27 protein-coding genes are annotated in these 24,722 nt (G+C 37.3%); 16 read left to right on the top strand and 11 right to left on the bottom strand.

The window, feature by feature from the left end:
- Nucleotides 1-117 precede the first annotated feature (117 nt).
- On the top strand, nucleotides 118-1,239 hold the full coding sequence (locus tag AC07YC_RS12490) for a competence protein CoiA (RefSeq protein WP_494919550.1): 1,122 nt from the start codon (nucleotides 118-120) through the stop codon (nucleotides 1,237-1,239).
- A gap of 53 nt (nucleotides 1,240-1,292) precedes the next feature.
- Nucleotides 1,293-3,110: an oligoendopeptidase F gene (gene pepF / locus AC07YC_RS12485; protein WP_494919549.1), complete on the top strand. Its 1,818-nt coding sequence runs from the start codon at nucleotides 1,293-1,295 to the stop codon at nucleotides 3,108-3,110.
- A gap of 386 nt (nucleotides 3,111-3,496) precedes the next feature.
- On the opposite strand, the gene AC07YC_RS12480 is transcribed toward pepF, so the two are convergent.
- The 4 genes from AC07YC_RS12480 to AC07YC_RS12465 form a co-directional block, all read right to left on the bottom strand.
- Nucleotides 3,497-4,306, bottom strand: coding sequence for a DsbA family protein (locus tag AC07YC_RS12480; RefSeq protein WP_008181503.1), 810 nt, complete (start codon nucleotides 4,304-4,306; stop codon nucleotides 3,497-3,499).
- Entirely contained in the window at nucleotides 4,299-4,706 is a 408-nt protein-coding gene (locus AC07YC_RS12475) for a globin domain-containing protein (RefSeq protein ID WP_336636234.1), read from the bottom strand. The genes AC07YC_RS12480 and AC07YC_RS12475 overlap by 8 nt, the downstream gene beginning before the upstream one ends.
- 216 nt (nucleotides 4,707-4,922) lie before the next feature.
- Nucleotides 4,923-5,690, bottom strand: a complete 768-nt coding sequence (locus AC07YC_RS12470) for a lytic transglycosylase domain-containing protein (RefSeq protein WP_336636235.1) — start codon at nucleotides 5,688-5,690, stop codon at nucleotides 4,923-4,925.
- A gap of 28 nt (nucleotides 5,691-5,718) precedes the next feature.
- Nucleotides 5,719-6,306: a CYTH domain-containing protein gene (locus AC07YC_RS12465; RefSeq protein WP_036147202.1), complete on the bottom strand. Its 588-nt coding sequence runs from the start codon at nucleotides 6,304-6,306 to the stop codon at nucleotides 5,719-5,721.
- Nucleotides 6,307-6,433: 127 nt separating this feature from the next.
- Between AC07YC_RS12465 and AC07YC_RS12460 the strand changes: the two genes are divergently transcribed.
- The 6 genes from AC07YC_RS12460 (at nucleotide 6,434) to AC07YC_RS12435 (ending at nucleotide 11,367) form a co-directional block, all read left to right on the top strand.
- On the top strand, nucleotides 6,434-6,817 hold the full coding sequence (locus AC07YC_RS12460) for a UPF0738 family protein (RefSeq protein WP_036123426.1): 384 nt from the start codon (nucleotides 6,434-6,436) through the stop codon (nucleotides 6,815-6,817).
- 53 nt (nucleotides 6,818-6,870) lie between these two features.
- Entirely contained in the window at nucleotides 6,871-7,542 is a 672-nt protein-coding gene (gene yjbM, locus AC07YC_RS12455; protein WP_008181494.1) for a GTP diphosphokinase, read from the top strand.
- The gene (locus AC07YC_RS12450) at nucleotides 7,539-8,333 is read left to right on the top strand and encodes an NAD kinase (protein ID WP_336636236.1); all 795 of its coding nucleotides are present in this window, start codon (nucleotides 7,539-7,541) and stop codon (nucleotides 8,331-8,333) included. Before yjbM ends, AC07YC_RS12450 begins: the two co-directional genes overlap by 4 nt.
- 1 nt (nucleotide 8,334) lies before the next feature.
- Nucleotides 8,335-9,243: an RluA family pseudouridine synthase gene (locus tag AC07YC_RS12445; RefSeq protein ID WP_494919584.1), complete on the top strand. Its 909-nt coding sequence runs from the start codon at nucleotides 8,335-8,337 to the stop codon at nucleotides 9,241-9,243.
- A gap of 292 nt (nucleotides 9,244-9,535) precedes the next feature.
- A complete protein-coding gene (gene mgtE, locus AC07YC_RS12440) occupies nucleotides 9,536-10,912 on the top strand; it encodes a magnesium transporter (RefSeq protein ID WP_336636238.1) in 1,377 nt (458 codons plus the stop codon).
- Nucleotides 10,913-10,941: 29 nt separating this feature from the next.
- Nucleotides 10,942-11,367: a hypothetical protein gene (locus tag AC07YC_RS12435; RefSeq protein WP_036123427.1), complete on the top strand. Its 426-nt coding sequence runs from the start codon at nucleotides 10,942-10,944 to the stop codon at nucleotides 11,365-11,367.
- Nucleotides 11,368-11,432: 65 nt separating this feature from the next.
- On the opposite strand, the gene AC07YC_RS12430 is transcribed toward AC07YC_RS12435, so the two are convergent.
- Nucleotides 11,433-11,957: a CotY/CotZ family spore coat protein gene (locus AC07YC_RS12430; protein WP_008174263.1), complete on the bottom strand. Its 525-nt coding sequence runs from the start codon at nucleotides 11,955-11,957 to the stop codon at nucleotides 11,433-11,435.
- A gap of 125 nt (nucleotides 11,958-12,082) precedes the next feature.
- Here AC07YC_RS12430 and AC07YC_RS12425 point away from each other — a divergent pair, with 125 nt between their 5' ends.
- From AC07YC_RS12425 to AC07YC_RS12400, 6 genes are all read left to right on the top strand, one after another.
- A complete protein-coding gene (locus AC07YC_RS12425; RefSeq protein ID WP_225316259.1) occupies nucleotides 12,083-12,484 on the top strand; it encodes a YhcN/YlaJ family sporulation lipoprotein in 402 nt (133 codons plus the stop codon).
- On the top strand, nucleotides 12,485-12,940 hold the full coding sequence (gene spoVAC, locus AC07YC_RS12420) for a stage V sporulation protein AC (protein ID WP_008174259.1): 456 nt from the start codon (nucleotides 12,485-12,487) through the stop codon (nucleotides 12,938-12,940).
- Nucleotides 12,934-13,929: a stage V sporulation protein AD gene (locus tag AC07YC_RS12415; protein ID WP_036225980.1), complete on the top strand. Its 996-nt coding sequence runs from the start codon at nucleotides 12,934-12,936 to the stop codon at nucleotides 13,927-13,929. The genes spoVAC and AC07YC_RS12415 overlap by 7 nt, the downstream gene beginning before the upstream one ends.
- Before the next feature lie 16 nt (nucleotides 13,930-13,945).
- Entirely contained in the window at nucleotides 13,946-14,305 is a 360-nt protein-coding gene (spoVAE, locus tag AC07YC_RS12410) for a stage V sporulation protein AE (RefSeq protein WP_008174255.1), read from the top strand.
- Between the two features lie 65 nt (nucleotides 14,306-14,370).
- A complete protein-coding gene (locus AC07YC_RS12405; RefSeq protein WP_012292972.1) occupies nucleotides 14,371-14,553 on the top strand; it encodes a YjcZ family sporulation protein in 183 nt (60 codons plus the stop codon).
- A gap of 138 nt (nucleotides 14,554-14,691) precedes the next feature.
- Nucleotides 14,692-14,940: a stage VI sporulation protein F gene (locus AC07YC_RS12400; RefSeq protein WP_324729988.1), complete on the top strand. Its 249-nt coding sequence runs from the start codon at nucleotides 14,692-14,694 to the stop codon at nucleotides 14,938-14,940.
- A gap of 119 nt (nucleotides 14,941-15,059) precedes the next feature.
- Here the strand turns inward: AC07YC_RS12400 and AC07YC_RS12395 are convergent, their stop codons facing one another.
- The 3 genes from AC07YC_RS12395 to AC07YC_RS12385 all read right to left on the bottom strand — a co-directional run bounded on the left by AC07YC_RS12395 (nucleotide 15,060) and on the right by AC07YC_RS12385 (nucleotide 16,808).
- Nucleotides 15,060-15,488, bottom strand: coding sequence for a GNAT family N-acetyltransferase (locus tag AC07YC_RS12395; protein ID WP_494919548.1), 429 nt, complete (start codon nucleotides 15,486-15,488; stop codon nucleotides 15,060-15,062).
- A gap of 3 nt (nucleotides 15,489-15,491) precedes the next feature.
- Nucleotides 15,492-16,007: a YjcG family protein gene (locus tag AC07YC_RS12390; RefSeq protein WP_402796275.1), complete on the bottom strand. Its 516-nt coding sequence runs from the start codon at nucleotides 16,005-16,007 to the stop codon at nucleotides 15,492-15,494.
- 81 nt (nucleotides 16,008-16,088) lie between these two features.
- Complete coding sequence (locus AC07YC_RS12385; protein WP_069480143.1) at nucleotides 16,089-16,808, bottom strand: alpha/beta hydrolase; 720 nt, start codon at nucleotides 16,806-16,808, stop codon at nucleotides 16,089-16,091.
- A 113-nt stretch (nucleotides 16,809-16,921) separates the two neighbouring features.
- On the opposite strand from AC07YC_RS12385, the gene AC07YC_RS12380 reads away from it, so the two are divergent.
- Nucleotides 16,922-17,503, top strand: a complete 582-nt coding sequence (locus tag AC07YC_RS12380) for a phosphatidylglycerophosphatase A family protein (RefSeq protein ID WP_008174245.1) — start codon at nucleotides 16,922-16,924, stop codon at nucleotides 17,501-17,503.
- Nucleotides 17,504-17,621: 118 nt separating this feature from the next.
- Here the strand turns inward: AC07YC_RS12380 and AC07YC_RS12375 are convergent, their stop codons facing one another.
- Genes AC07YC_RS12375 through AC07YC_RS12365 form a run of 3 tightly spaced genes read right to left on the bottom strand, consistent with a single transcriptional unit; the run spans nucleotide 17,622 to nucleotide 22,386 of the window.
- Complete coding sequence (locus AC07YC_RS12375; RefSeq protein ID WP_324729991.1) at nucleotides 17,622-19,433, bottom strand: ABC transporter substrate-binding protein; 1,812 nt, start codon at nucleotides 19,431-19,433, stop codon at nucleotides 17,622-17,624.
- A gap of 12 nt (nucleotides 19,434-19,445) precedes the next feature.
- Nucleotides 19,446-20,942 carry an ABC transporter permease gene (locus AC07YC_RS12370; protein ID WP_494919546.1) on the bottom strand — a complete coding sequence of 499 codons (1,497 nt, stop codon included), beginning with the start codon at nucleotides 20,940-20,942 and terminating at the stop codon, nucleotides 19,446-19,448.
- 13 nt (nucleotides 20,943-20,955) lie between these two features.
- The gene (locus tag AC07YC_RS12365) at nucleotides 20,956-22,386 is read right to left on the bottom strand and encodes an ABC transporter permease (RefSeq protein WP_336636242.1); all 1,431 of its coding nucleotides are present in this window, start codon (nucleotides 22,384-22,386) and stop codon (nucleotides 20,956-20,958) included.
- Between the two features lie 212 nt (nucleotides 22,387-22,598).
- Between AC07YC_RS12365 and AC07YC_RS12360 the strand changes: the two genes are divergently transcribed.
- Nucleotides 22,599-24,338 carry an ABC transporter ATP-binding protein gene (locus tag AC07YC_RS12360; protein WP_494919545.1) on the top strand — a complete coding sequence of 580 codons (1,740 nt, stop codon included), beginning with the start codon at nucleotides 22,599-22,601 and terminating at the stop codon, nucleotides 24,336-24,338.
- The last annotated feature ends 384 nt before the right edge of the window (nucleotides 24,339-24,722 follow it).

The following is a 24,722-nucleotide window of genomic DNA, read 5'->3' as shown; positions in this document are numbered from 1 at the left end:
AGTTTTTTTATACGAAAAGCTCAGTAGTGTGGCATTTTATAAATTTCAAGAAAAAACAGCTTTTAATTTGTGATAGCTAATAATGTTTACTATAGTTGGCCAAAAGGAGCTGATTATATGCTAATTGCCTATAATAATTTACAGCAGCTTTTTCACGCATATCAATATACGAGAAAAGCATTGCAGACATATAGGCGCCAGATGACATTTTTTTGTCCTCAATGTCTAGAACCAGTTCATTTAAAAATTGGTTCCTATAATATCCCTCATTTTGCACATCATACGCAAAGTCAATGTCCGAAACTATTTGCTGAAGGTGAATCCAAACTTCATTTACAAGGTAAAATTCAATTGTTTGAATGGCTACAAAAGCTTGGACATCAAGTGAAGTTGGAGCCCTATTTAACAGAGCTTTCTCAGCGTCCAGATTTACTTGTTGCTTTAGAAACTAACAACGTCGCACTGGAATTTCAATGTAGCCCACTTACTCATCATAAATGGCAGGAACGGACAACAGGCTATGAAAAAAATAACATTCAAGCCATTTGGCTCTTTTTAACGCCTCAGAGATACGAAGCAATCAATGGAATTCGAAAAATAAGCATTTCTCCATTACTACAAAAGTCATTCATGACCACTTCAACAGGCCTTCCTTATTTAATGACCTATAATGCTAAAACAGCCCATTTTGAATATTGGACGAATCTCCTTCATGTGCATGGGCATACTTTTATAGGGAAAGTCCAAAAAATCCCCATAGATAAGCAACGCTTTCCATTTTATTTACCAACTTGCATTTCCTTAGAAGAATTTCAACAGTATTGGCAGCTCTATAAACATGCTTGCCAGCAATTTGCAAATAGGCGCCTCCTCCATAGTAAACAAGGCGTGCAGGATACATTTTTACGAAGTTGTTATGAGTTGAATTTTTCTATTCCGGCAATGCCCACTTATATCGGTATTCCGGTAAAAGATGGGACGGCAATTTCACTATTTGCAAGTGAATGGCAAACGATGCTGTTGCATTTTAGTCAACAGTTAGGTTTAGAGCCATATGAATTAAAAAAACACCATATTCAAGATTTTCTCATGCAGTCTCATTTAGAATATACCGGACAGGCAGTAAAAGCTGTTCAGCAATATAGCCTCATATTGAATAAAATAGAACAAGATCAGAAACGACAGGATATTTGTGAGATCGTGTACGCACAATTATTTGCAATTGACGCAATATACTGAGAAAATATGAGAGTATAGGGAAAAAAGCACATATAAAGGGGGCTGGCATGCACATGGCTAGTAAGAGTAATCAAATTTTGGTACGAAATGAAGTACCTGAAGAATTAACATGGCGATTAGAGGATATTTTTGCATCCGATGCACTTTGGGAAGGTGAGTTCAAGGAAGTTGCAGAGCTTGCTAAAAAAGCATCTACTTTTGCAGGTACTTTAAACAATGGAGCACAAGCGTTATTAGCAGCTTTACAGTATCACGATCATATTTATGAACGTGCAATGAAGCTCTACACATATGCTCATATGCGCTATGATCAGGATACGACAAATAGTTTTTATCAGGATATGAATAGCCGTATTCAAACATTGGCAACGAGTATTTCTGCTGGTCTATCATTTTTAACGCCAGAAATTTTGGCATTAAATGAAGAAACAATCGAAAGCTATTTAGCTGAAAATCAAGACCTACAATTGTACAAGCAATCATTAAAGGAAATAACAATGGCACGCCCACATGTCTTACCAGCAGAACAGGAAGCATTACTCGCTCAAATGTCTGAGGTAACTGGCACTGCCTCTAATACATTCAGCATGTTAAATAATGCAGATTTGGAATTCCCTTATGTGAAAAATGAAGATGGGGAAGAAGTACAACTTACGCATGGTAACTATATCAAGTTTTTAGAGAGCAAAGATCGCTCAGTTCGTGAAGGTGCTTTTAAAGCCATGTACGCAACATATGGCAAGTTTAAAAATACGTTCTCGTCAACGCTAACAGGGAATGTGAAGAAACATAATGTGAGTGCTCGTATTCGTCATTATGACTCTGCACGTGAGGCAGCAATGTCTAATAATTTCATTCCTGAAAATGTTTACGATCAACTAGTAGAAACGATTCATAAGTATTTACCTGCGATGCAGCGCTATATTTCGTTACGTAAGAAGCTTTTAGGTGTGGATGAATTGCATATGTGGGATTTATTTGCACCTCTTGTAAAAGAGGTGGAAATGAAGGTTACTTACGACGAAGCTAAAGATATTTTAGTGAAGGCTTTAGCGCCATTAGGTGAGGAATATCAAAACATCGTTCAAAACGGACTAGATAACCGTTGGGTAGATGTTTTAGAGAATAAAGGGAAACGAAGTGGTGCATACTCATCTGGTGCTTATGGAACAAATCCTTATATTCTAATGAATTGGCAAGATAATGTGAATAATCTCTTTACGTTGGCACATGAATTTGGTCATAGTGTTCATAGTTATTATTCAAGAAATAATCAGCCATTTGTTTATGGGGATTACTCTATTTTTGTCGCTGAGGTTGCTTCGACATGTAATGAAGAACTATTAAATGACTATTTACTAAAAACTATTGATGACCCTCAACAAAAAATCTACTTGCTAAATCATTGGTTAGACGGTTTCAGAAGTACAGTTTTCAGACAAACAATGTTTGCTGAATTCGAACACCTAATTCATCAAATGGATAAGAATGGTGAGTCTTTGACAGCTGATCGATTGACTGAAGTGTATTATGAACTTAATAAAAAATACTTCGGTGATGATATGGCTGTGGATGAGGAAATTGGTTTAGAGTGGGCACGTATTCCGCACTTCTATTATAATTACTATGTTTATCAATATGCGACAGGTAAATCGGCAGCTACAGCATTGAGTAAACAGATTTTAGAGGAGGGAGAACCGGCTGTAGAACGTTATATTAATAACTTCTTAAAAGCAGGTTGCTCGGATTTCCCAATTGAAGTATTAAAGGCAGCAGGTGTTGATATGAACGTCGCGAAGCCAATAGAGGATGCTTGTAAAGTATTTGAAGAGCGTTTAATTGAGTTAGAAAAATTATTGTTGAATAACTAATTTATTGGGCTATAGGAATATTCCTATAGCCTGTTTTTTTTCATAGACAGCTTTAATTGAATGGAAAGAATAATGATTTTTTTTGATTTATAAATACTTTAAAAGAGTGCATCTTGGAAAAATACTGTTTGAAATCGCTTTCTATTTGACAAATTTGTGAATCTAGTATTGGATTCATTGCTAAATATATTATTCCATGATAGAGTAATTCTTGTGAAATAAATCACAAAACAAACATACACCCCTTTGTTTGAACGTGAACATTTCTCCCATCCCCTTTGTGAAAAAGAAGCGTCTCTATCGGTCGAGGATAGAGGCGTTTCTTTGTTTTTAAGTAATAAAATAAGGACTCAACTAATGATTATTAGCTAAGTCCTTAACGTGTATTATTTAAGACGCCATAATGTAGCGTGAGTTGTCTGGATTCGTTCAATCTTTTGTTGCAGCATACGTTTCTTTAGTTCACGTTCAGCTGCTTGTTCTGTTAATGAATAGATAAATGCTATTTCATTTGTAGAAAGTGTATGGAATTTTGAAAATAAGTCCTCTATTGATGGTAAAGGCTGACGTACAAGCTGCTCATTGAGCATTTCTTCTAAAATATGTTCATAAACTTCATAGGCATAGCTACCACTAACCTTTAGTCCCTCATCTTCTATACATTCATTGAAAAATACGATACTTGGGACTTCGTCAACTTCCATTTCACGTTTAATGTATAAATCACATTGGAAAGCTCGTGCTGCTTCCTTTGAGCCGAAGTCAACGGTAAATTCATTCATATCTAGTTGAATATCCTCTGCGATCTTTAAAAGCGTAGCATAGGAGTTTACATCTTGATGGCTTAGTAATACATATTCTTGTAATTTCGATAAATATCGTGCACCTGCGCGTTTGCCCTGTAATTCGGCCGCTTTAATAGCGATAGAAGGTAATACAGGGTGATTAATATCTAGCTCTATGCCTGATATACAACCCTTTACACGCTTACTTAAGCAGTTTAAAGAAGTAAGCTCAGTGCTTAAAACAAAACGCCACGTGAAGTAATGGTTGTATTCAAGCTGTAATTTACGAAGCACAGCTTGCATACTAAAAGCTTCAGGACAAAGTGGATCTACGAAAATATACAATTCAATAGGCTTATTGGCAGTAGAAATCGTTGGCGTTGGTTCTTGTAGCATTTGAATATTATTCACGTAACAATTCCCCCTCATCGTCATTAGGCGTATTAACCATGTGATGAGCTGTTAATACTAAACGTTGATAATAAGTTTCACGGAACTTCCCTTCCAAACCTACTTCATCCATAGCTTCTGACATACATTCCAGCCAAGCTTGTGCGCGATCTGGTGTAATCTGAAAATTCATATGGCGTGCACGCATCATTGGATGTCCATGTTCTTCAGTAAAGAGATTTGGTCCACCTAAATACTGTGTTTGAAATTGAATTTGCTTACGGGCTGTCTCTGTTAAATCCTCTGGAAAGATTGGAATAAGATCAGGATGCTGAGCAACTCTTTTATAGAATGCATGAATAAGCTCTGCCAGTTTTTCAGCCCCCAGCTCCTCATAAGGAACAGTGTATTTTCGACTCATAAGTTATATGCTCCTTTAATTCTTTATATCGTAAAGTACCATTTATATACTCCGTCATTAAAATGTGAATTTCTTGTGACTACCTTCATTCTATCAACGTCTTTTCGTTTTCACAAATAAAGAGCTCTTTCGAATTGTTGTTCGCTATAAAAGCACAAATTTCACCACAGAGGGTGAAATTTGCTGGAAAATAGATAGATAGTAAGAAAAATGCGATTACACGGTGAAGTAATTCATTACTTTTTTGACATAATTCTGTGTTTCTTTGAAAGGAGGGATGCCTCCATATTTTGTGACACGAGAAGCGCCAGCATTATAGGCTGCTAATGCTAGTGTAGGATCATTATTAAACTTATCTAGCATTTGGCGCAAATATTTTGCCCCTGCCATAATATTTTGTTCTGGATCAAAAGCATTGGTAACTCCTAGATACTGTGCTGTTTGAGGCATTAATTGCATCAAGCCCTGGGCTCCTGCATGACTAACTACAGATGGATTAAAATTAGATTCCTGTTTTATAACGGCTGCAATAAGCTTCTCAGGTACACCATAGGTTGCTGAGGCCTTTTCGATAATAGCAGCATATTGATCTGCTCCTGCCAAAGAGTTTGCATACGCTGTTGAGCCAATAACATTATCTGAAACATAGGAATCGAGTTTCGTATGCCCATAAGAGCTTGCTAATGCCTCCTTAACGGATTCAGGAATGTACACAGCATTAGAACCTTTGTATAACAATGATTCAAGCGTGCCTTCTGAAGTATTAGCTAATTGATTGAAGATATCAGCGTTTGCTGTGCCTAAGCCTAGTAAGCTAGAAAGCTTGGCATTGCCGGCAGTTGAAGCGTCCCCTAATAATTCATTCATCATGTCAGAGAAAATAGATTGATTGTCTGTCAAAGCGTTTGTGGATGAACCATCTGTTGATCCAAGTGTTTGTAATGCTTGAATCTCCATTAAAGATCGTAGTGATTGAATATCCAAGAAGTTAGTCACCTTTCTTTTTATACTATTATGAATTTTGCTGCTGTAAAGCCTTCATAAAGCGGGCGATTTTCTTATCAGTTTCCTGCTTTGGAATACCATATTGTTGTAAAAATTCGTCGAAGATTGCTTTTCCTTTTATGGCATCTTTTGCTTCATATTCTACCTCATAATCGTCGCACTGCAAATAGTAAGAATGGTCAAAAACAAGAAGCCCCTCTTTATATGGAATTTCGACACGATCTGTAGTAAGTGAGCCAAACACTCGTAATTGGTCTAAGGGAATGCCATGAAGGGCAAGTTTTTTGGCAACCTCTTGAGCAAAAAAGCCTTCGCCCTCCAGCATTTTCTGAGCTTGATCTGCTGTTAATTGGTCCGTAGTTTCAAGGTGAGCATGCTCAGCATTTTTTTCTTTAAGTGTGCATTCATAATATTCACCGATTTGCCTAATGCGCAGTCCACTTTGTAGCTTGCGAATCGCATGAGTAGGTGTGTCGAAATAATGATTTGTTTGACGATGAATAGCATTATTTCGAATGTGGAAATCTTGTAATAGTTGCTCGTATTGATGTTTAGTTAGAAGATTTTTAAACTCGATTTCAATTTCTTGTGTCATTTATATTCACCTATTTATTTTTTTATTTTTCATTCGCTGTTTCGCTTGATTTAACATTTACACACTGCAACTATTTACCCTCTGTGCTAAAATAAGAGGAAGAGTACAACGAAAAGGGGAACCGCACGTGCGTAAAATTTATACAATAGAAACATCGAATTTTGAACAAGATCAACTTCATTTTAGTTTAAACGACAATGAAGTAAATTTACAGTTAAAACCTGCTGGACAACTTATTGCAGATTCAGATGATTTTGCATTTATTTATCTACTGGATGCAGGCGAGGACTATCATTACTTGCGTTTTCCACCGAGTAGTTGGGAGAATCTTGTACATATTTTACAAAAAAAGAAAGATCCAATACTACGAATAAGTGAAGAAGCAATCGAGCTTACAAATTTCTACGATGAATTGGAAATGCTCGTGTATAATATTGAAGGAAATTACAATTACGGGGCAGAATTTGTCCAAACAGTGGAACAACACTTCAAGGCAATTCTCGCTGAATAGAAAGACAAAACGAACAGACGGTGTTCGATACCGAATGTCGGGAGGTTTTTGTGATGGGACAATGGGAAATATTTTTAAGTCCTTATAAACAAGCAGTAGATGAACTAAAAGTAAAATTAAAGGGCATGCGTTCGCAATTCGGTATTGTTAATGCCAATTCACCTATCGAATTTGTAACAGGTCGTGTAAAGCCCTTAGCAAGTATATATGATAAAACATTGGAAAAAGGGTTAGCTTTTGAGCCATCTAAACAACTTGGTGATGAACTCGGTGATATTGCCGGTCTTCGAATTATGTGTCAATTTGTGGATGATATTGCTACAGTAACGGAGCTTATTCGTCAACGAAAAGATATGCGTGTAGTGGAAGAACGCGATTATATTACACATAATAAGCCAAGTGGTTATCGCTCCTACCATATGATTGTTGAATACCCTGTTGAAACGATCCAGGGAAAAAAGGTAGTGTTAGCCGAAATCCAAATACGAACACTCGCTATGAATTTTTGGGCATCTATTGAGCACTCTTTAAATTATAAATATAAGGGCATGTTCCCAGAGGAAATAAAAAATCGCTTGCAAAGTGCGGCTGAGGCAGCATTTCGCTTAGATGAGGAAATGTCATCTATTCGTAGTGAAATTCAAGAAGCACAGGCGTATTTCAGCGAATACAAGGAAGCATCGAATCCTAATTTACTATCGGAGAAGGAGCGTGACTCACAATGAAATTTGCGATTCAATCACGTCGAGATGCACAATCCAATGAGCTAATGGAGCTAGCTAAAACCTACTTACAGGATTTTGGCTTAACGTATGATGAGGAAGCACCAGAAATTGTTGTCTCTATAGGTGGAGATGGGACGCTTTTACATGCCTTTCATCGATATTCTCATTTATTAGATCAAGTGGCATTTGTCGGCATCCATACAGGACACCTAGGTTTTTATGCAGACTGGAAGCCTTCAGAATTAGAAAAGTTAGTTTTGTCCATTGCTAAAAAGGATTTCAATGTAGTGGAATATCCGCTGTTAGAAGTGAAGGTGGAGCATCATAATGCAGAATCAAATACGTATCTAGCTTTAAACGAGGCAACAATTAAATCGCCAGATGTCACACTTGTAATGGACGTTGAGTTAAATGGCAACCAATTCGAGCGTTTCAGAGGAGATGGTCTTTGTGTGTCAACACCTTCTGGAAGTACAGCCTACAATAAAGCGCTTGGAGGAGCAATCATCCATCCAACTTTAGCAGCACTTCAAATTACAGAAATTGCATCGATTAATAATCGTGTATTCAGGACAGTTGGTTCTCCATTAATTTTACCCGCCCACCATCATTGTGTTTTACGTCCAGTAAATGAACAAAACTTTAATATGACTGTGGACCATTTACAAATTACACAGGGTGATGTAAAGGCAATTGTATTTAACGTGGCTAATGAAAGGGTACGTTTCGCACGTTTCCGTCCATTCCCATTTTGGGAACGTGTGCATGAATCTTTTGTTGCAAATGAGTAAGATGGATTCAAGATTTACATTGCGCTTTATGGCTAAGAAAGAAGGCCAATTATTACGAGAAGCTCTACAAGAATGGCGTATATCAAAACGAGCATTAACAGCGATAAAGTTCGATGGAGGGTTATTAACGGTGAATGGGATCGAACGGAATGTGAGATATGCCCTTCAAGTTGATGATTGTGTGGAAGTGACATTTCCTCCTGAGGAAAAGAGTGAGGGGCTTATGATCGAGCATGGCGATTTGGCTATTGTATATGAAGATGATACAATCTTGGTGTTAAATAAACCGGCTCATCAAAGTACCATTCCCTCACGTGAACACCCAAACAAAAGTATTGCCAATCTAGTTTGTGGCTACTTTGAGCAGCAAGGATTAGCGTCCACTGCTCATATCGTAACGAGACTTGACCGAGATACTTCAGGTTTACTCTGTATTGCCAAGCATGCACATATTCATCATTTGACAGGCTTGGCTCAGCGTAATGGCGAGATTTCAAGGCAATATGAGGCAATTGTCCACGGGCATGTTGACCAGGATAGCCAATCAATCGTGGCACCTATTGGGCGTAAAGCAACGAGCATTATTGAGCGAGAAGTACGTGAGGATGGGCAATATGCTCATACGGATGTAACCGTCATCCAACGTTTTTATTTAGGGGCTGAACCGATGACACATGTAGCTCTTAAATTGCATACAGGACGTACACATCAAATTCGTGTACATATGTCGTCGTTAGGTCACCCACTTGTTGGTGATGAACTTTATGGAGGAAGTCGACTTCATATGGACCGTCAGGCACTTCATTGTGTATCCTTAAATATGACACATCCCTTAACAAGTGAACATTTGCAGTTCACAAGTATGCTAAATGAAGATATGCAAAATTTGCTTAAAGGATCTTCCTTTTAATATTATGATAAGGAGATGTTCGCACAACGGGCATCTCCTTATCATTTTTGATAGTAAATCAAGGGTTCTTTACACCTTGTTCATTTGGCCAGTACAAATATAGGGTATAGTAAAATAGAATACATCACGATTTTTATAGGAAGGAATACCATTATATAGAAGGCCATGTAAATCCTCAGGGAAATAAACAAAAAAGGGTTTGCAGAAGGGGTTAATTCGCTCTATTATATAGAAGGTAGATTTACGGCATTGCCCGTAACAATGATGGATAGCTCGGAAGGAGGGGACAAGCATGATAGAGGATAGAAATGAAAAGGATGATGTGCAATTTGACGAAGCACATTTACGAGGTATGCTCGAAGCACATAATATTGAAGCATTCCGTGATGAGTTTTTAGAACTTCATCCATATGATCAGGCAACGTTTTACGAAAAGGTGGAACCTGATATAAGGAAGATCATCTATTCGTTCTTGTCTCCGACAGAAATGGCTGATATTTTTGAGGCAATCGATATTGAAGATGATGAGTATAAAGCGTATCTAGCTGAAATGGAACCATCCTATGGGGCAGAAATGCTTTCTCATATGTATGCAGATGATGCAGCCGATGTTTTAAATGAACTAGATCTGGAGCAACGTGAAAGCTATCTGGAAATGATGGATGAGGAAACGGCTGAAGAAATTAATGAGCTACTAAGCTATGATGAATATACAGCTGGGTCCATTATGACAACTGAATATGTCGCTATTCCAGAAAACTCTACAGTGCGTTCAGCAATGGCCATTTTACGTAAAGAGGCACCAGATGCTGAGACCATTTATTATATTTTCGTAGTAGATGAAGAGCACCGTTTAACGGGTGTTATTTCTTTAAGAGATTTAATTATTGCTGAAGAGGATACACTTATTCGTTCAATTATGAATGAACGTGTCGTTATGGTACATGTAGGAGATGACCAAGAGGAAGTCGCACACATAATGAAAGATTATAATTTCTTAGCGACACCTGTTATTGATGATAAAGGTGAATTACTTGGGATTATTACCGTCGATGATATTATCGACGTTATTGATGAAGAGGCATCTGAGGATTACTCTAAGCTAGCCGGTATTTCCGATATGGATAAATTTGATGTCACACCACTCCAAGCTGCTAGAAAACGTTTGCCATGGTTGGTGGTACTACTATTTTTAGGTATGCTAACAGCCAATTTAATGGGGCAATTTGAGGATACTTTAGATAAGGTTGCCTTATTGGCAGTCTTTATTCCGTTAATTTCAGGAACATCGGGGAATAGTGGAACACAAGCTTTGGCCGTAGCTATTCGAGGTATTGCTACAGGTGATGTAGAAGAACATAGTAAATTAAAGTTACTGCTACGAGAAGCGGGCACAGGCTTAATGTCAGGAATTGTTTGCGGGTTAATTGTCATTGGTATCGTTTATTTTTGGAAACAAGAACTAGTACTCGGGATGTTAGTAGGTGCTGCACTTTGTGGCTCGATTTTAGTTGCGACATTGGCTGGTTCATTTATACCTTTGTTAATGCACCGTTTAAAAATTGACCCAGCTGTTGCCTCTGGCCCGTTTATTACAACTTTAAATGATATTACAAGTATTTTAATTTATTTAGGTTTAGCAACAGTTTTCTTAAGTCAAATAGGCTAAGAACCAATTTACTCACTTTCGCATATTGTATGGAAAAAGGGGAAGTGAGTATTGTGGGTCAAGAACCACGCTTGTTTATAAAATCACCATCGTATTTTTTAAATATTTCTAAGGTGCTGCATGAACTTGATTTAGATGAAAGTACATCAGTATACGTCAAGGACAATACTTATGTAGATGAAACGGTTGAAGAAGAAGAAGAAGTTGTAAAAGATGTGGAAGTGGATCCGCATTTACTAAAACAACTTCAATTTTTAGAAAAGCCATTTCGTCAGCGAGCCTATCAGCCGCTTTTAGTTTGTTTGAAAGATGGTAGAAAATTAACGGGTTCTGCTTCAGATGTACAAAATGATTCTTTAATGCTTACCTCATTAGAATTAAAAACACAGGAAATCATTTATTTTGAAGATATAAAACAAGTTCTTTGGCGAGGAAGACAATTACCATCATTATAAAAAAAGTGTACAGCAGAGGATGCTGTACACTTTTTTTTATGTGTGTGTGTCAAAGGTGAAAGAAATTAGTCACAAATCCCTAAGTCAACATCAGCGATACATTGTACAGCGCAGAAGCAAGATAAGTCTACAGTAATACAGCTATCTGTTGAGTTCCAATCATCCACTTTACAGATCTTCTTCATATTTACGCAACAGCCGTCACGACTTAATAAATCTACTGTACTTTCGCTAGAATCGAATGTACATAGAGGTTCTAAAACACGTAAAGTCGCACAACACTCATCAAACATATCTTCAACGCGGAAGAATACGGATGTACAAATACAAGGATCTGCAGTTGGGGAATTAAAGAATGCTTTGAAAGGAGTACCATCTTTTGTAATTAACATAAATACACGTGTATCTGCTTGAGAGCGAGCAGGACTAACAATCCCGCCTAGTGGTTCTAAGAAACAGTTAGCTGTACATGGAGAACACTCATCTCGCACCGCTTGATTTTGAATATCTAAAATAGCGCGCACTACGTCACAAACGCAGCCTGCTGAATGGATTGGTCCAATAGGATTTGTTGGCTTACCACAACCCATATTGTCACCTCCTTTCCTTGTTACTACTTCTACAATATGTGCTTTTCAAATTTGGACTCGGGCTATTGTATCTATGAATAGTTTTTTTATGTGTGGAGAAACTTTAAAGAAAAGGAGGGTAAAATTTGAGGCTACTTGGAATGACGTTACCTCTCTTAGTCGTTTTGCTGTTAAATGGTTGTGCTGAAAAAGAAAAATTTATCGTCTACGGTCCATCCCAAAATGGAAGTGAAGTCGAGGCCCTTATAAAAGAAGAGGACTATGTGGAGCGTTCAACCGTTATCCATTATGACGATAGTATGCTTGTTGCAGTACAAATTAAACCATGGGAAAAGTGGAAAAAGACTAAGTTAGAGAAAAAGTTGCAGAAAAAATTTGATGAGAAATATCCAAATAAAGATGTTTTTGTCTCAGCTGATTATAAAATTTTTTATGAAGCCAATAAAATAAAAAAGGATCAGATTGAAGATAATAAATTGAGCGATAAAATTAAAGAACTTAAAGAGCTTGCAAAGGAGAAGACATAAATGGAAAAAGAGCAATATCAGCAGTTGGAGCAAAATGTGACACCAAAACCTCCATATATAAAGAATATAGCAAAGGCGTTTTTTGTCGGCGGTCTTATTTGTACAATTGGCCAAGCTGTGTCCCTTTTTTATATTATTTTCTTCAATTTTACAGAAGCGACAGCTGGTAATCCAACCGTAGCTACCATGGTGTTCTTTGCCATGTTGTTAACAGGGCTTGGTCTATATAAAAGAATGGGTCAATTTGCTGGGGCAGGCTCATCAGTGCCAGTAACTGGATTTGGTAATGCCGTTATTTCCGCAGCCATCGAGCATAGATCAGAGGGCTTAGTATTAGGAGTTGGCGGTAATTTATTTAAGCTAGCAGGGTCAGTGGTTTTATTTGGTGTAGTAGCAGCCTTTTTCGTAGCACTTATTAAATATATCTTCGTGATGATAGGAGTGGTTTCATGGTAATTGTTTTTCAATCGAAACCATCCCTATTAGCAGGTGGAGTTGTAGCAGGACCGTTAGAGAACCGAAGTGTATTTAGTCAGTATTTTGATGCTGTGTATGATGATGAACGTTGGCAAATGAAAACCAATGAACAGGGGCATCGTAAAATGATTGAAGAAGCCTGTGATGCGGCCATGAAGAAAATGAATGTACAAGGTGGAGATATTGATTATTTAATGGGTGGAGATTTGGTCAATCAAATGACACCGACCAATTTTGCAGCAAGAGACTTAGAAATCCCATTTATTGGACTATTCTCTGCGTGTGCCACCTCTGTTTCCTCCGTCATTATTGCCTGTCTTTTAACAGAATTAGGTGCTGCTAATTATTCATTAGCCGGTGCGTCAAGTCAGCATAATGCGATAGAACGTCAATTTCGTTATCCCATCAATTACGGTGCACAAAAGCCACAAACTGCTCAATGGACTGTAACGGCTGCTGGCTATGCGCTAATCGGTAAACACCGTGAAGAGTATCCTTCCATCGAAGCTGCCACAATTGGAAAGTCTGTGGATTACGGCATGGATGATCCTTTCCATATGGGTGCTGCCATGGCACCTGCGGCCTTTCAAACGATTCAATCTCATTTACAACAACGAAATCAGAAAATCTATCATTACGATTTAATTTTAACGGGCGATTTAGGTCAGCTTGGGTTAAAGCTTTTGAAGGGAATGCTTGTTGAAAATGGTGTGAAAAATGAGGAACTAACTCTTTTACGCGATGCAGGTGCTGAGTTTTATGGGCAAGATGAATCCTTTCAATCAGGGGCAAGTGGAGCTGGCTGTTCAGCAGCTGTTTTTTTTAGTTACGTTCTTCAGCAGATGCGAGCGGGTAGCTATAAGCGTGTATTACTAGTGGCAACTGGGGCATTATTGTCTCCATTATCGTTTCAACAAGGTGAGACGATTCCATGTACGGCACATGCCATCGAAATTACAATGAAATGAGGCATATATTATGGTAATGACATTTGTATTTGCATTTATTGTTGGAGGCATTATTTGCGTCATCGGCCAATTATTAATGGATGTCGGTAATTTAACACCGGCCCATACATTAAGTACACTCGTTGTCCTCGGTGCTATATTGGATGGCATGGGGTTATATGAGCCATTAATTAATTTTGCTGGCGCAGGAGCTACCGTACCTATTACCTCTTTTGGTAATTCTTTAACACACGGGGCAATGGCTGAGGCAGAAAAACATGGACTGGTTGGCGTCTTAACAGGAATGTTTAAAGTAACAAGCTCAGGTATTAGTGCTGCTATTGTTTTTGCCTTTATTGGTGCATTAATTTTTAAGCCTAAAGGAAATATCGACTAGACGAATACCCCTCCCATTTCTACAACCTAAACATATTATAGGTTGTAGAAGGGAGGGGTGCTTTTATGGGATATCAAGGCTGGTCCTCACAACCGTATGGAAATAATGTTGGTGGGTGGAACAATAGCTATTGCGGAGGCAATAACTATAGTTATTGTGGAGGCAACAACTCTGGCTATGGTTCAACATTTGTTCTAATTGTTGTTCTATTTATTCTTTTAATTATTGTTGGCGCTACTTACATCTAATTTGATGAACATATTGTAAAGGCTTTAACTCTTATTTAGATGGTTCACATACCTAAATAAAGTTAAGGCCTCCACCATTTGTGAATGCTTCGGGCAAGTCGCAAGGTTAAATTGAGTTTTAATGATAGGAGGGAAAACATGCATCGCTCGTTATTTAATTCAATTGAGCAAAAAACAGGTGTTTCGATGGATGAAATCTTCGCATTAGCCAATGCCATTCAACATGCGGATTTTACAAGTGAAAAACAAGTAAGAAAAATCGTACGACGTGTTGCTAAGATATCTAACAGAACGATTACACAAGAGCTAGAAGATAAATTAGTACAATCTATTATTCAAGATGGAGCATCACTAGATTTCGATAAAATCACTAAAATGATGAAGTAGCGCATGGCATATCTACTTGGCAAAGCAGCTTGTTACGATAGAGTAGATAAATGGTGGCAAGCGGATTTTGGTTTAAAAAAGGGTGTTACGACATTGAACAATATCGTAACACCCTTTCATTAAATTCTTTTCTCCATTGCTCGATGCGGAATACCAGCATCCAGAAATTCTGGAGAAGTTACCGCATAGCCAAGCTTTTCGTAAAAGGGAATCGCGTGGCTTTGCGCGTGAAGCTTCAATGTTTCTTTAGGGATAGAAATGGCGTGTTTCTCCATTTCCTTCATTAGTAAAGCCCCTAGTTTTTTACCACGTTGAGATTGTAAAATACAAACACGTTCAATTTTTGCTGTATTGTTTTCAATACTACGTAAACGCGCTGCTCCTACAGGCTCATCGTCCTCATACATAATAAAATGCGTTGCAGTTGCATCTTCAGCATCACATTCCAAATGGAGTGGAACGCCTTGCTCTTCAACAAATACTTTTTTTCGTACAGTAAACGCATCGTCATGTTCTTGCTTTGTTTCAACAATCTTAACGTTATACAATCATCACTCAGCTCCAGACAAACGGAATGTTTCGTATGTTGTCCATGAACCGTCTTCTAATTGATATAGAAGATGAATGCGGTCAATTGTATCTTTTTCATCTACACCAGTCATACGTAATTGACCAAAGATGTCGTCATGCTCAGAATCCGACATTTTTTGAGCGATTGTAATATGAGGTACAAATACATGCTTCGTTTCTCCATAAGAAATATTTTCTTGGATTTCATGTTGGAAAGCAGCTAATTGTTCAGTTGGTTCAATGCGGAAATAAATGGCATTGGTTGTAGGGAAAAACGAACTGATGCGTGATGCATGAATGTTTAAAGGTGCATATTTAGCAGCAAGGTCATCCAATTGCTTAACGATGGTTTGAATTTCTTCTTCAGACGCATCAAAGCTGTCTTTTAACGTCATATGCGGTGTAATCTTCGCAAAATGAGGATCATATCGTTTGCGATAAGTGTTCGCTAAATCTTGCAATTTTTTTGATGGAAATGCCACAATACCGTACTTCATAGTCCATTACCTCCCGTAAATAAACAATTTTTCTATTTAAGTATATCAGAAAATCCAATTTTCGTAATTTAATCACTCACATTAATTAAAATTTTCAATTAATGCACGGCGAAGGTCTGGTTTCCAATATTTCCATGTATGATTGCCATCAAACTCGTCATAAAATATAGAGAACCCTTTATGGATCATAAGATCATGGAGCTGACGATTAGGTGTTAAAAAATCCTTCACAGATTTATCCATAGTCACTACTTGGTCTTCACCCTTACCAACTATATGGTATATAGAAATGGCTGCTGGATCTTTGAAATTTTCGACTGCCTTCAAAACGTCATCATCCACGTATGGTGATTGAAGAATGACCTTGCCAAAAATACTTGGATACTTTAATGCAGCCATTAAGGAAGCTGTAGCAGCCATCGAATCTCCAATTACTCCACGACTCATACCCATTTGATACGTGGAAAACTCATTATCTAAATAAGGTACTAGCTCATGTGCTAAAAAGCGGAGATAAGCTTCATGCTGCTCACCACTAGGAATATATTTATGACGTCGATCGTTAATATCTTTGTATGGAACAAAAGCAATAATTAAATTTTCGATTTCATAGTCATCAATCAGTTCATCAGCTAGCTTTGTAATACCACCAAGCTGGAAATAATCTTTACCATCTGATGCGATTAGAATATTGTATTTATATAGTGGAGAATAATTTGCAGGAACATAAATATAGAGCTGTAATTCTTCCTGTAATGCCTCACTATAGAATGTTAAATCCTGTACTGTTCCCTTATCCAATGATGACACTCCTTCTTATGTTTGTAACAAAATTGTACCATATTACGAAAGTAAAGGTATAATAGGTTGGGCTAGCACTATACTAGCAATAAAATCGAAATGAGGGGTAGCTTATGCATAATAAAAGTATTCGTGTGCACTCTGATGAAGTAGCGAAGGCAGCACATGCCGCGTTAATTCGTAGAGGTGTGGCGATCGAGGATATCGCAAAAATTGTTTACGAAATGCAAAAAACCTATAATGAAGGTTTAACACTGGATCATTGTGTTCATTCGGTTGAGCGTGTACTGCGTAAACGAGAAGTGCAACATGCACTTTTAGTAGGAATTGAATTAGATGAGCTAGCTGAGAAAAAATTATTATCATCACCATTACAGCAAATTATAGAATCTGATGAAGGTTTATTTGGTGTGGACGAAACAATCGCACTAGGATCTGTTTTTACATATGGCAGCATTGCAGTAACCACATTTGGTCATTTAGACAAGCAAAAAATTGGCATTATTAAAAAATTAGATACTGAGCCTGGGCATCATGTTAACACGTTTTTAGATGATTTAGTTGGCAGTATCGCGGCTTCAGCAGCATCACGAATTGCTCACCGTATGCGTGATTTAGAGGAAGAGGGCGAGACATTTGCGGATATCGAGCCAGAAGAGCTAGGACCAAAGCCAAAATCACATAATGAAATATAAAATGAGTTTCTACTATAAAAAATGAACTTTCTTAAATATGGGGAAGGATAGACAAAGCCATCGAGAATTTTTACTCTCAATGGCTTTTGTCATTTTATTCTTTTAAAAAATCCCTTTATTACTTTTTATCATTATAGGCTTTTAAAAATTCTTTTACTTTTTCGCTATCGGCTTCAAGTTTTAACCCTGTGTCAACTAAAGGAGATACAGTTGATACAGCAGGTTTCTTATTGCCTTGGTAATAGCTAATGAACTCGTCTTGGTTGATGGAGTACAAAATCGCTTTACGTAAGTCAGCTGAATCTGAAACTGCGCGACCAGATGTATTCATTTGTAAGTAAGAAACAGCATTGCTATCGGCAGTATTTAATGTTAATTTATCGTCAGCTTTCACAATATCCAGTTTTGTTTCTGGTACTGTTTGAAGAACGTGTATTTCTCCATTACGTAATGCTGATAAAGCACTGTCAACATCAGAAATGAAACGAACATTGATTTTCGAAATTTTTGGTTCATACTCACTACCAGCACGGTAGGCAGGATTTTTCACAAATTGTGCTTCATAATCATTTTTCTTTACTAAAATATAAGGACCACTTGCATACAGTTGATTGTTGAAAGTTGCTGATCCTTCAGTGATTGTAGCTTGATCACCATAGGCAATATCTTTGTCAGGGTCATAGTTAGCTACATCATACGTATTAATACTTGTTACTTGTTTTTCAGATACAATACCACCAGATTGGTGTGCTAAATAGTTTAACACTTGCGGGAATGGTGTTGGTGTTGTAATTTTAACAACTTGGTATGAACCAGAAGCATTGTTAACAGACCCTTTGTCTTTTGCTAATTGCGCTACAGAGGCAGGGAGGCTTTGTGATAATGCTTCGAGAACTGATTGATCAGAGCCAGATACTTTTTTATTTTGTAATTCAGCTAAATCTGAAACAATCTCTACTGTTTCAATATTTTCATGGATACTATAAGTACGGTGATCTGGTACTGAATTAGCATCTTTAGCACGGTTTAATGAGAAGACCACATCTTCAGCAGATACTAAATCACCTGTATCGACAGCTGCGCCATCCTTCACTGCGGCGAAATGAATATCATCGCGTAAAATGAAGTAATAGTCTTGATTGCCTTCTGCCATTACATGATTATAAGATAATGAACCATCTGAAACAACGTCATCCGTGTTTGTTAAATTAACAAGACGAACATACATATTTGTATTTAATGTGTTGATGGAACCATCATTTCCCTTAATCGGATCTAGCGAAGTAAGAGAATTAATTGTTTGATGTAAAATTAATGGTTCAGTCGCATTTTTAGCAGAATCATTAAATTCGATTTTTTCCCATACTTGCGCACGAGATTTTGGTAAATGTACAGTTTTAGGATTTACTAACTCCGAGTAGATCCCTTGATACTTATTGGAAATATATAAAGGCGCAATATAAGCTTGATCGAATACTAGTAATTGCTCTAAATCTTTATATTTAGCTGCTGCTTCTTCACCAGTTAATGTACTCGCCTCATCGATTAGGGCATCTAATTTTGAATCTGCAACAACACTGTAATCTCCACCCGTTTTAAATAATCCACGAACAGCATAGTCCGGGTTCCCTGTTACTGTCGTCCAGCTTGAAAGGGCAAGATCATAGTTTCCTGCTTCTTTTTGGGCAGAGAATGAACCGTAATCTGGTTGAATATTAAGCTTTACATCAAAGCCGTTTTTTACTAATTGGTCTCGAACAATATTCATATCTTCTTCAGAAGCGGCCATGCCTAATACTTCAATGGCTACTTTACCATCGCTCTTGTCACTATCTTTTGAATCTTTACTTCCTTCTACGTCAGTTTTCGTCTGTACACAGCCAGCTAAAGCTAATACTGCGACGAATAAAAATACAAGTAATTTCTTCATAGGTACCTCCAATTAATTTGTTTTTGGATCTAAAGCATCTCGTAAACCGTCTCCTAAGAAGTTAAAGGAGAGGACAAGAAGCATAATACAAAGACCTGGGAAAATCGCAACATATGAATGAGTTTCCAGGTACGTACTACCAACCTTTAAAATATTGCCCCATTCGGGAATGTGTGGCTCAATACCAAGCCCTAAAAAACTTAAACTACTTGTTGAAATAACAGCTCCACCAATTGTAAGTGTTGCTTTAACAATCATAGGTGCTAATGAATTAGGGACAATGTGCTTGAAAATAATAGCCGCATCAGATGCCCCTAAAGCTCGGGCAGATTCCACAAATTCAAAATTTGCTAGCTGCATGACATTTGCCCGCATTGTACGTGCATAGGTTGGAATTGCCCCAACACTAAGTGCAATAATGAGATTGATCGTATTAGCACCAAATGCAGCAATAATAGCAATGGCTAACAGAATGCCCGGAATAGCATATAAAATATCTAGGCTTCGCATGATGACATTGTCAGTTGTTTTTCCGTAATAGCCGGAAAATGCCCCTAACGTGCCTCCGACTAACGCAGGAATAATCGTTGAGAAAAATCCGACGATTAATGAAATGCGTGCCCCAAATACAATACGGGAAAATAAATCTCGCCCGTAATTATCTGTGCCTAGAGGATGTTCTAATGATGGTGTTTGCAGCAGGGCACCGTAGTTATTTTCTGTAGCAAAGTCATAGTCAAAAGTCCAAGTACTTGTGACGGACAATGAAAACATAAAAATAATGAAAAATAGCCCGAATACAGCCATCGTATTTCGTAAAATTTTCTCCCATATTTTTTGCCACTTTTCAATAGAAGAGGGGTTTGCCTTTCGAGCCTTTTGAATAAGGCTATAACCTAGTAATGTAGCAAATAGATTACCTGTGAAAGTAGCCAATAGTAATAAAATACCTGGGATAAGCATCCATCTTGGAGCCGCTGTCGGTGTGACAAACTTAACGCATAGTATGGTCATCACGATATAAATAAGCGCAAGTATGAGGAAAACACCCATCGCCAGTAAAAAGGTATCTGTTACATAGGGCTTAAATAAATTCAATGCTGCAATGCCAATGATGAATAATTGTGTAATAAAGGCATAGGCAGCAAACGTATATTCAGCAGTCTTTCTAGTGGACACAAGCATAAACGCAAATGATGTAGAAAAAATATTGCCAGAAAGAACGGTTAATAATAATGGATAGCCGAAAATACGAGTACCTCTTTGGATCTCCCCAAACTTTGCTAAATCTCTTTTTATTCGTAAATTTACAAAAGCCACATAGATCGCAGTAATGCCATAAATAACAAAGAATAGTAGAACAATTGGTCGCCAGCTATGGGTAGAAAAATTATAGCTATAGGCTAGAAACAATAAAGAAAACAGTAAGGAAAAGACAAAAGTAAAATGAGAATTGACATATTCCTGTGTAATCTTCAAAAGTAGTTTGACATGTAAGATGTTTTTCACAGGTGATCCTCCTTTAAGACTTCTTCATTTTCGAGCGAATGCGTGGATCAAAAAAGGCATACATGATATCAATCAATAAATTGACAATGGAGATCGTAATAGCGATATAAACAACGCCTCCAAGGATTGCGGGAATATCAGGAATAAATTGTTTATCGACAATATAGCTACCAATCCCACTAATATTGAATACCTTTTCTGTAACAGATGCGCCTCCCAACATACCTCCAAAAAGAAGTCCAATCACCGTAATAATTGGAATCATGGCATTACGAATGGCATGTTTTGAAATTACTTTAAACTCATTCAAGCCTTTTGCTTTAGCTGTAATAATGTAATCCTCGTGGATCACCTCAAGCATACTCGACCTTGTCATCCTAGCTATGGATGCCGTAATGGATGTCCCCAAGACGATAACTGGCATGATCAGGGATAACCAATTTTGGGGGTTATAGGTCGCTGGAAACCATTGTAGCTTTAACGCGAACGTTAAAATAAAAATTAAACCTTGCCAAAAGCTTGGAATAGATAAACCAATTAAAGCAATAAACATAAACGTATAATCCAAATACGAATTAGGACGAACCGCCGAAATAATACCGACTGGAATGGCGATAGCAATTGCCATTAACAGGGATAATACGGCTATTTCAAGTGTGACAGGAAATTTATTTGTAATACTGTGCGTAATATCTTCTTTCCCTGCAAAGGATGTGCCTAAGTCAAAAGTAAATAGGCCAGAAAGTGAATGCCATAATTGAGATAAATAAGGTTGATCCAAACCATGAATGCGATTAAAGTTGGCTATTTGCTCTGCTGTCGCCTCAACACCGAGTAAGTTTCTGGCGGGATCGAAAGGTGATAGATACAAAATTGTAAACACTAATGTTGCCACACCCACAATGACAATGAAGCTTTGTAAAATTCTTTCAATGATAAATTGCAAAAATGGGTTCGCAAATAAGATTAGCACTACATAAAATAAAACAGCTGGTAGAAAGGTAAGAGCTACAAAATATTTGTTTTTCAGTTGCTGATTAAAAAATTGATTATACGTTAATGGGTGTATACCTTCATTTTGTAAATCGTGATCTACTTGCTGCTGAAGCCTTTTCTTGGCTAATTCATTAGCAGTTTGCTGTATTTGCGATGCTGATACTGCTTCTTGAAAAAATGAAGCCTTTGCTATTTCTTGTTGTTCAAAAGATTGCTGCCATTGGGCAAATAAACCATTCTTCAAGTAATACTGACTACGTAATTCAAAAGCCTGGTCATACGTATTTGAATGTTTCCTTTTTCGATAGATAAAGTATGTAAATGGATGAACTAAAATACTTAAAAGGAAAAGTAGTATATTGTAAGGCTTTTGGTGCATTAGTTTTTGATAAACCATAGAAAAGAACGTAAATTCCTTAGGTTTTAAATAATTTTTTGAAGTAACCATGCATTTCCTCCAAGCGTTAATAAAATATTCAACACTATATTGTATAATTCCTATCAGTATTGTAAAGTATGGATTATACTCGAAAGTAAGTCAATCACAAATTTTTAAAAAAAGATGGGTTATACATATAAAAGTAAAACCATCACAAATTTTAGAAAGTATGGATTATGCTTGAAATTAAGTCAATACTAATTTTAAAAAGGATGATTCGAATGAGCGAAAAGCTTTTAGAAATCAATAATCTTCGTGTTTCCTTTCTTACTGGGGAGACAGAGTTTGAAGCTGTAAAAGATGTAAGCTTCCATTTAAATAAAGGTGAAACACTTGGAATTGTAGGTGAGTCTGGGAGTGGGAAAAGTGTAACGGCACGCTCCATTATGCGCTTATTACCATCTCCACCTTCATTTTTAAAATCTGGCACTATTAAGTTCAAAGGTCAGGAGTTAACGGAATTAGCGGAAAAACAAATGGAAACAATTCGTGGGAAAGATATTAGTATGATTTTTCAGGATCCTATGACATCTACAAACCCTACCATACGAATAGGAGATCAAGTGGCTGAAAGTTTAATCAAGCATCAATCCATGTCAAAGACGGAAGCCTATACGCAAACCATTGAATTATTAAAACTTGTTGGCATTCGGGATGCAGAAGAACGTTATCGACAATATCCACATGAATTTTCAGGTGGTATGCGACAACGTGTAATGATTGCTATGGCACTTGCATGTAATCCGTCACTGCTGATTGCGGATGAGCCAACGACAGCATTGGATGTAACTATACAAGCCCAAATTTTGAAATTGATGCGTGATATGCAAAAGAAAATGGGCACATCTATTATATTAATTACACATGATTTAGGCGTCGTTGCTGGTATGTGTGATCGCCTCATTGTCATGAAAGAAGGAGAAATTGTTGAACAGGGTACGACGGAAGAGATTTTTGCGAATGCGCAGCATCCATACACCCAAAAATTATTGAATGCGCTACCAAAGCTACATGAAAAAAAGCAGCCAAAAGAAATTTCAAATATCCAACCAGATATTGATCCAAATAAACCTTTGATCGAAGTCACACATCTGTCAAAGGAATTTTCTTTAGGCAAAGGGCAAACATTAAGAGCTGTCAATGATTTATCGTTCCATATACTTCCAGGGGAAACTTTAGGCTTAGTCGGCGAATCAGGATCAGGTAAATCTACCACGGGCCGAACAATTCTACAGCTTCATCAGCCTACTCATGGAGAAGTTTTATATCAAGGGATTCCTGTAACGAGACTAACGAAAAAGCAGTTAAAGGCGATGCGCCGCCATATGCAAATTATTTTCCAAGATCCCTATTCATCATTAAATCCTCGTAAAAAAATCTTGGATATTATTGGGGAAGCACTTGATATTCATGGTCTAGTGAAATCACATAGTGAAAGACTGGGACGGGTAGAGGAACTGCTTGAGCTTGTTGGTTTGAAGAAAGAACACGCTATGCGTTATCCACATGAATTCTCTGGAGGTCAACGACAACGTATAGGGATTGCTAGAGCATTAGCGGTTGAGCCTAATTTTATAGTTTGTGATGAACCTTTGTCAGCCTTAGATGTATCCATTCAAAAACAGATTGTGGATTTACTAAAGGAATTACAACAAAAGCTTGGGTTGACGTATTTATTTATTGCACATGATTTATCGATGGTGAAGCATATTAGTGATCGGGTAGCAGTTATGTATGCGGGGAAAATTGTAGAATTAGCTGAAAGTGAGGAGCTATATGCTAATCCTCAGCATCCTTATACACGTGCCTTATTACAGTCCATACCAATTCCCGATCCAGCGATTGAAAAGCAAAAATATAGTGATGCGGAAAATACAGACGACGTGAAAGTTCACTACGAGGTAGAAAATAGCCAGCTTGTAGAAGTTTCTCCAAATCATTGGGTTGCCGTTTCAATATGATGGCTGTCATATTATAGTACAATAGAGACATTTGGCAGGTTTCCGCTGAAAATGAACAACCTTTAATTAAACTATATTAATGCATAGGATGGAATATCTACATTATTTATTTTGCATAAATAAAATGTAGTTGTATATAATGAAAGTCTTTTAAAACATTCAAAGAATTATAAAAAAATATATATTTGTTACAAGGGGATTATGTAGTTACTGTACATAATCTTTTTGTTTAGAATAATTTTGAATCTATATAAAAAGGGCTAGGACATGTTATGATTAGTGTAAATAAATAGCTGAGGGAGATAAAAGTGAAACAATCAGATATTAAAACGCTAATAACTAGTGGAACAATTATTTTGGCTGTTGTTTTATATTTAATATTTA

The organism is Lysinibacillus sp. GW247-5R2A, assembly GCF_059424475.1.
The sequence above is the reverse complement of the archived record's forward strand: the minus strand, read 5'-3'. Positions and strand labels throughout refer to the sequence as shown.

Coding starts and splice junctions, on each gene's coding strand:
- AC07YC_RS12490 (WP_494919550.1), top strand. CDS start 118: ATGCTAATTGCCTATAATAATTTACAGCAGCTTTTTCACGCATATCAA.
- pepF (WP_494919549.1), top strand. CDS start 1,293: ATGGCTAGTAAGAGTAATCAAATTTTGGTACGAAATGAAGTACCTGAA.
- AC07YC_RS12475 (WP_336636234.1), bottom strand. CDS start 4,706: ATGAGTCGAAAATACACTGTTCCTTATGAGGAGCTGGGGGCTGAAAAA.
- AC07YC_RS12465 (WP_036147202.1), bottom strand. CDS start 6,306: ATGACACAAGAAATTGAAATCGAGTTTAAAAATCTTCTAACTAAACAT.
- yjbM (WP_008181494.1), top strand. CDS start 6,871: ATGGGACAATGGGAAATATTTTTAAGTCCTTATAAACAAGCAGTAGAT.
- AC07YC_RS12450 (WP_336636236.1), top strand. CDS start 7,539: ATGAAATTTGCGATTCAATCACGTCGAGATGCACAATCCAATGAGCTA.
- AC07YC_RS12445 (WP_494919584.1), top strand. CDS start 8,335: ATGGATTCAAGATTTACATTGCGCTTTATGGCTAAGAAAGAAGGCCAA.
- mgtE (WP_336636238.1), top strand. CDS start 9,536: ATGATAGAGGATAGAAATGAAAAGGATGATGTGCAATTTGACGAAGCA.
- AC07YC_RS12435 (WP_036123427.1), top strand. CDS start 10,942: ATGGAAAAAGGGGAAGTGAGTATTGTGGGTCAAGAACCACGCTTGTTT.
- AC07YC_RS12430 (WP_008174263.1), bottom strand. CDS start 11,957: ATGGGTTGTGGTAAGCCAACAAATCCTATTGGACCAATCCATTCAGCA.
- spoVAC (WP_008174259.1), top strand. CDS start 12,485: ATGGAAAAAGAGCAATATCAGCAGTTGGAGCAAAATGTGACACCAAAA.
- AC07YC_RS12415 (WP_036225980.1), top strand. CDS start 12,934: ATGGTAATTGTTTTTCAATCGAAACCATCCCTATTAGCAGGTGGAGTT.
- spoVAE (WP_008174255.1), top strand. CDS start 13,946: ATGACATTTGTATTTGCATTTATTGTTGGAGGCATTATTTGCGTCATC.
- AC07YC_RS12405 (WP_012292972.1), top strand. CDS start 14,371: ATGGGATATCAAGGCTGGTCCTCACAACCGTATGGAAATAATGTTGGT.
- AC07YC_RS12400 (WP_324729988.1), top strand. CDS start 14,692: ATGCATCGCTCGTTATTTAATTCAATTGAGCAAAAAACAGGTGTTTCG.
- AC07YC_RS12390 (WP_402796275.1), bottom strand. CDS start 16,007: ATGAAGTACGGTATTGTGGCATTTCCATCAAAAAAATTGCAAGATTTA.
- AC07YC_RS12380 (WP_008174245.1), top strand. CDS start 16,922: ATGCATAATAAAAGTATTCGTGTGCACTCTGATGAAGTAGCGAAGGCA.
- AC07YC_RS12375 (WP_324729991.1), bottom strand. CDS start 19,433: ATGAAGAAATTACTTGTATTTTTATTCGTCGCAGTATTAGCTTTAGCT.
- AC07YC_RS12365 (WP_336636242.1), bottom strand. CDS start 22,386: ATGGTTACTTCAAAAAATTATTTAAAACCTAAGGAATTTACGTTCTTT.
- AC07YC_RS12360 (WP_494919545.1), top strand. CDS start 22,599: ATGAGCGAAAAGCTTTTAGAAATCAATAATCTTCGTGTTTCCTTTCTT.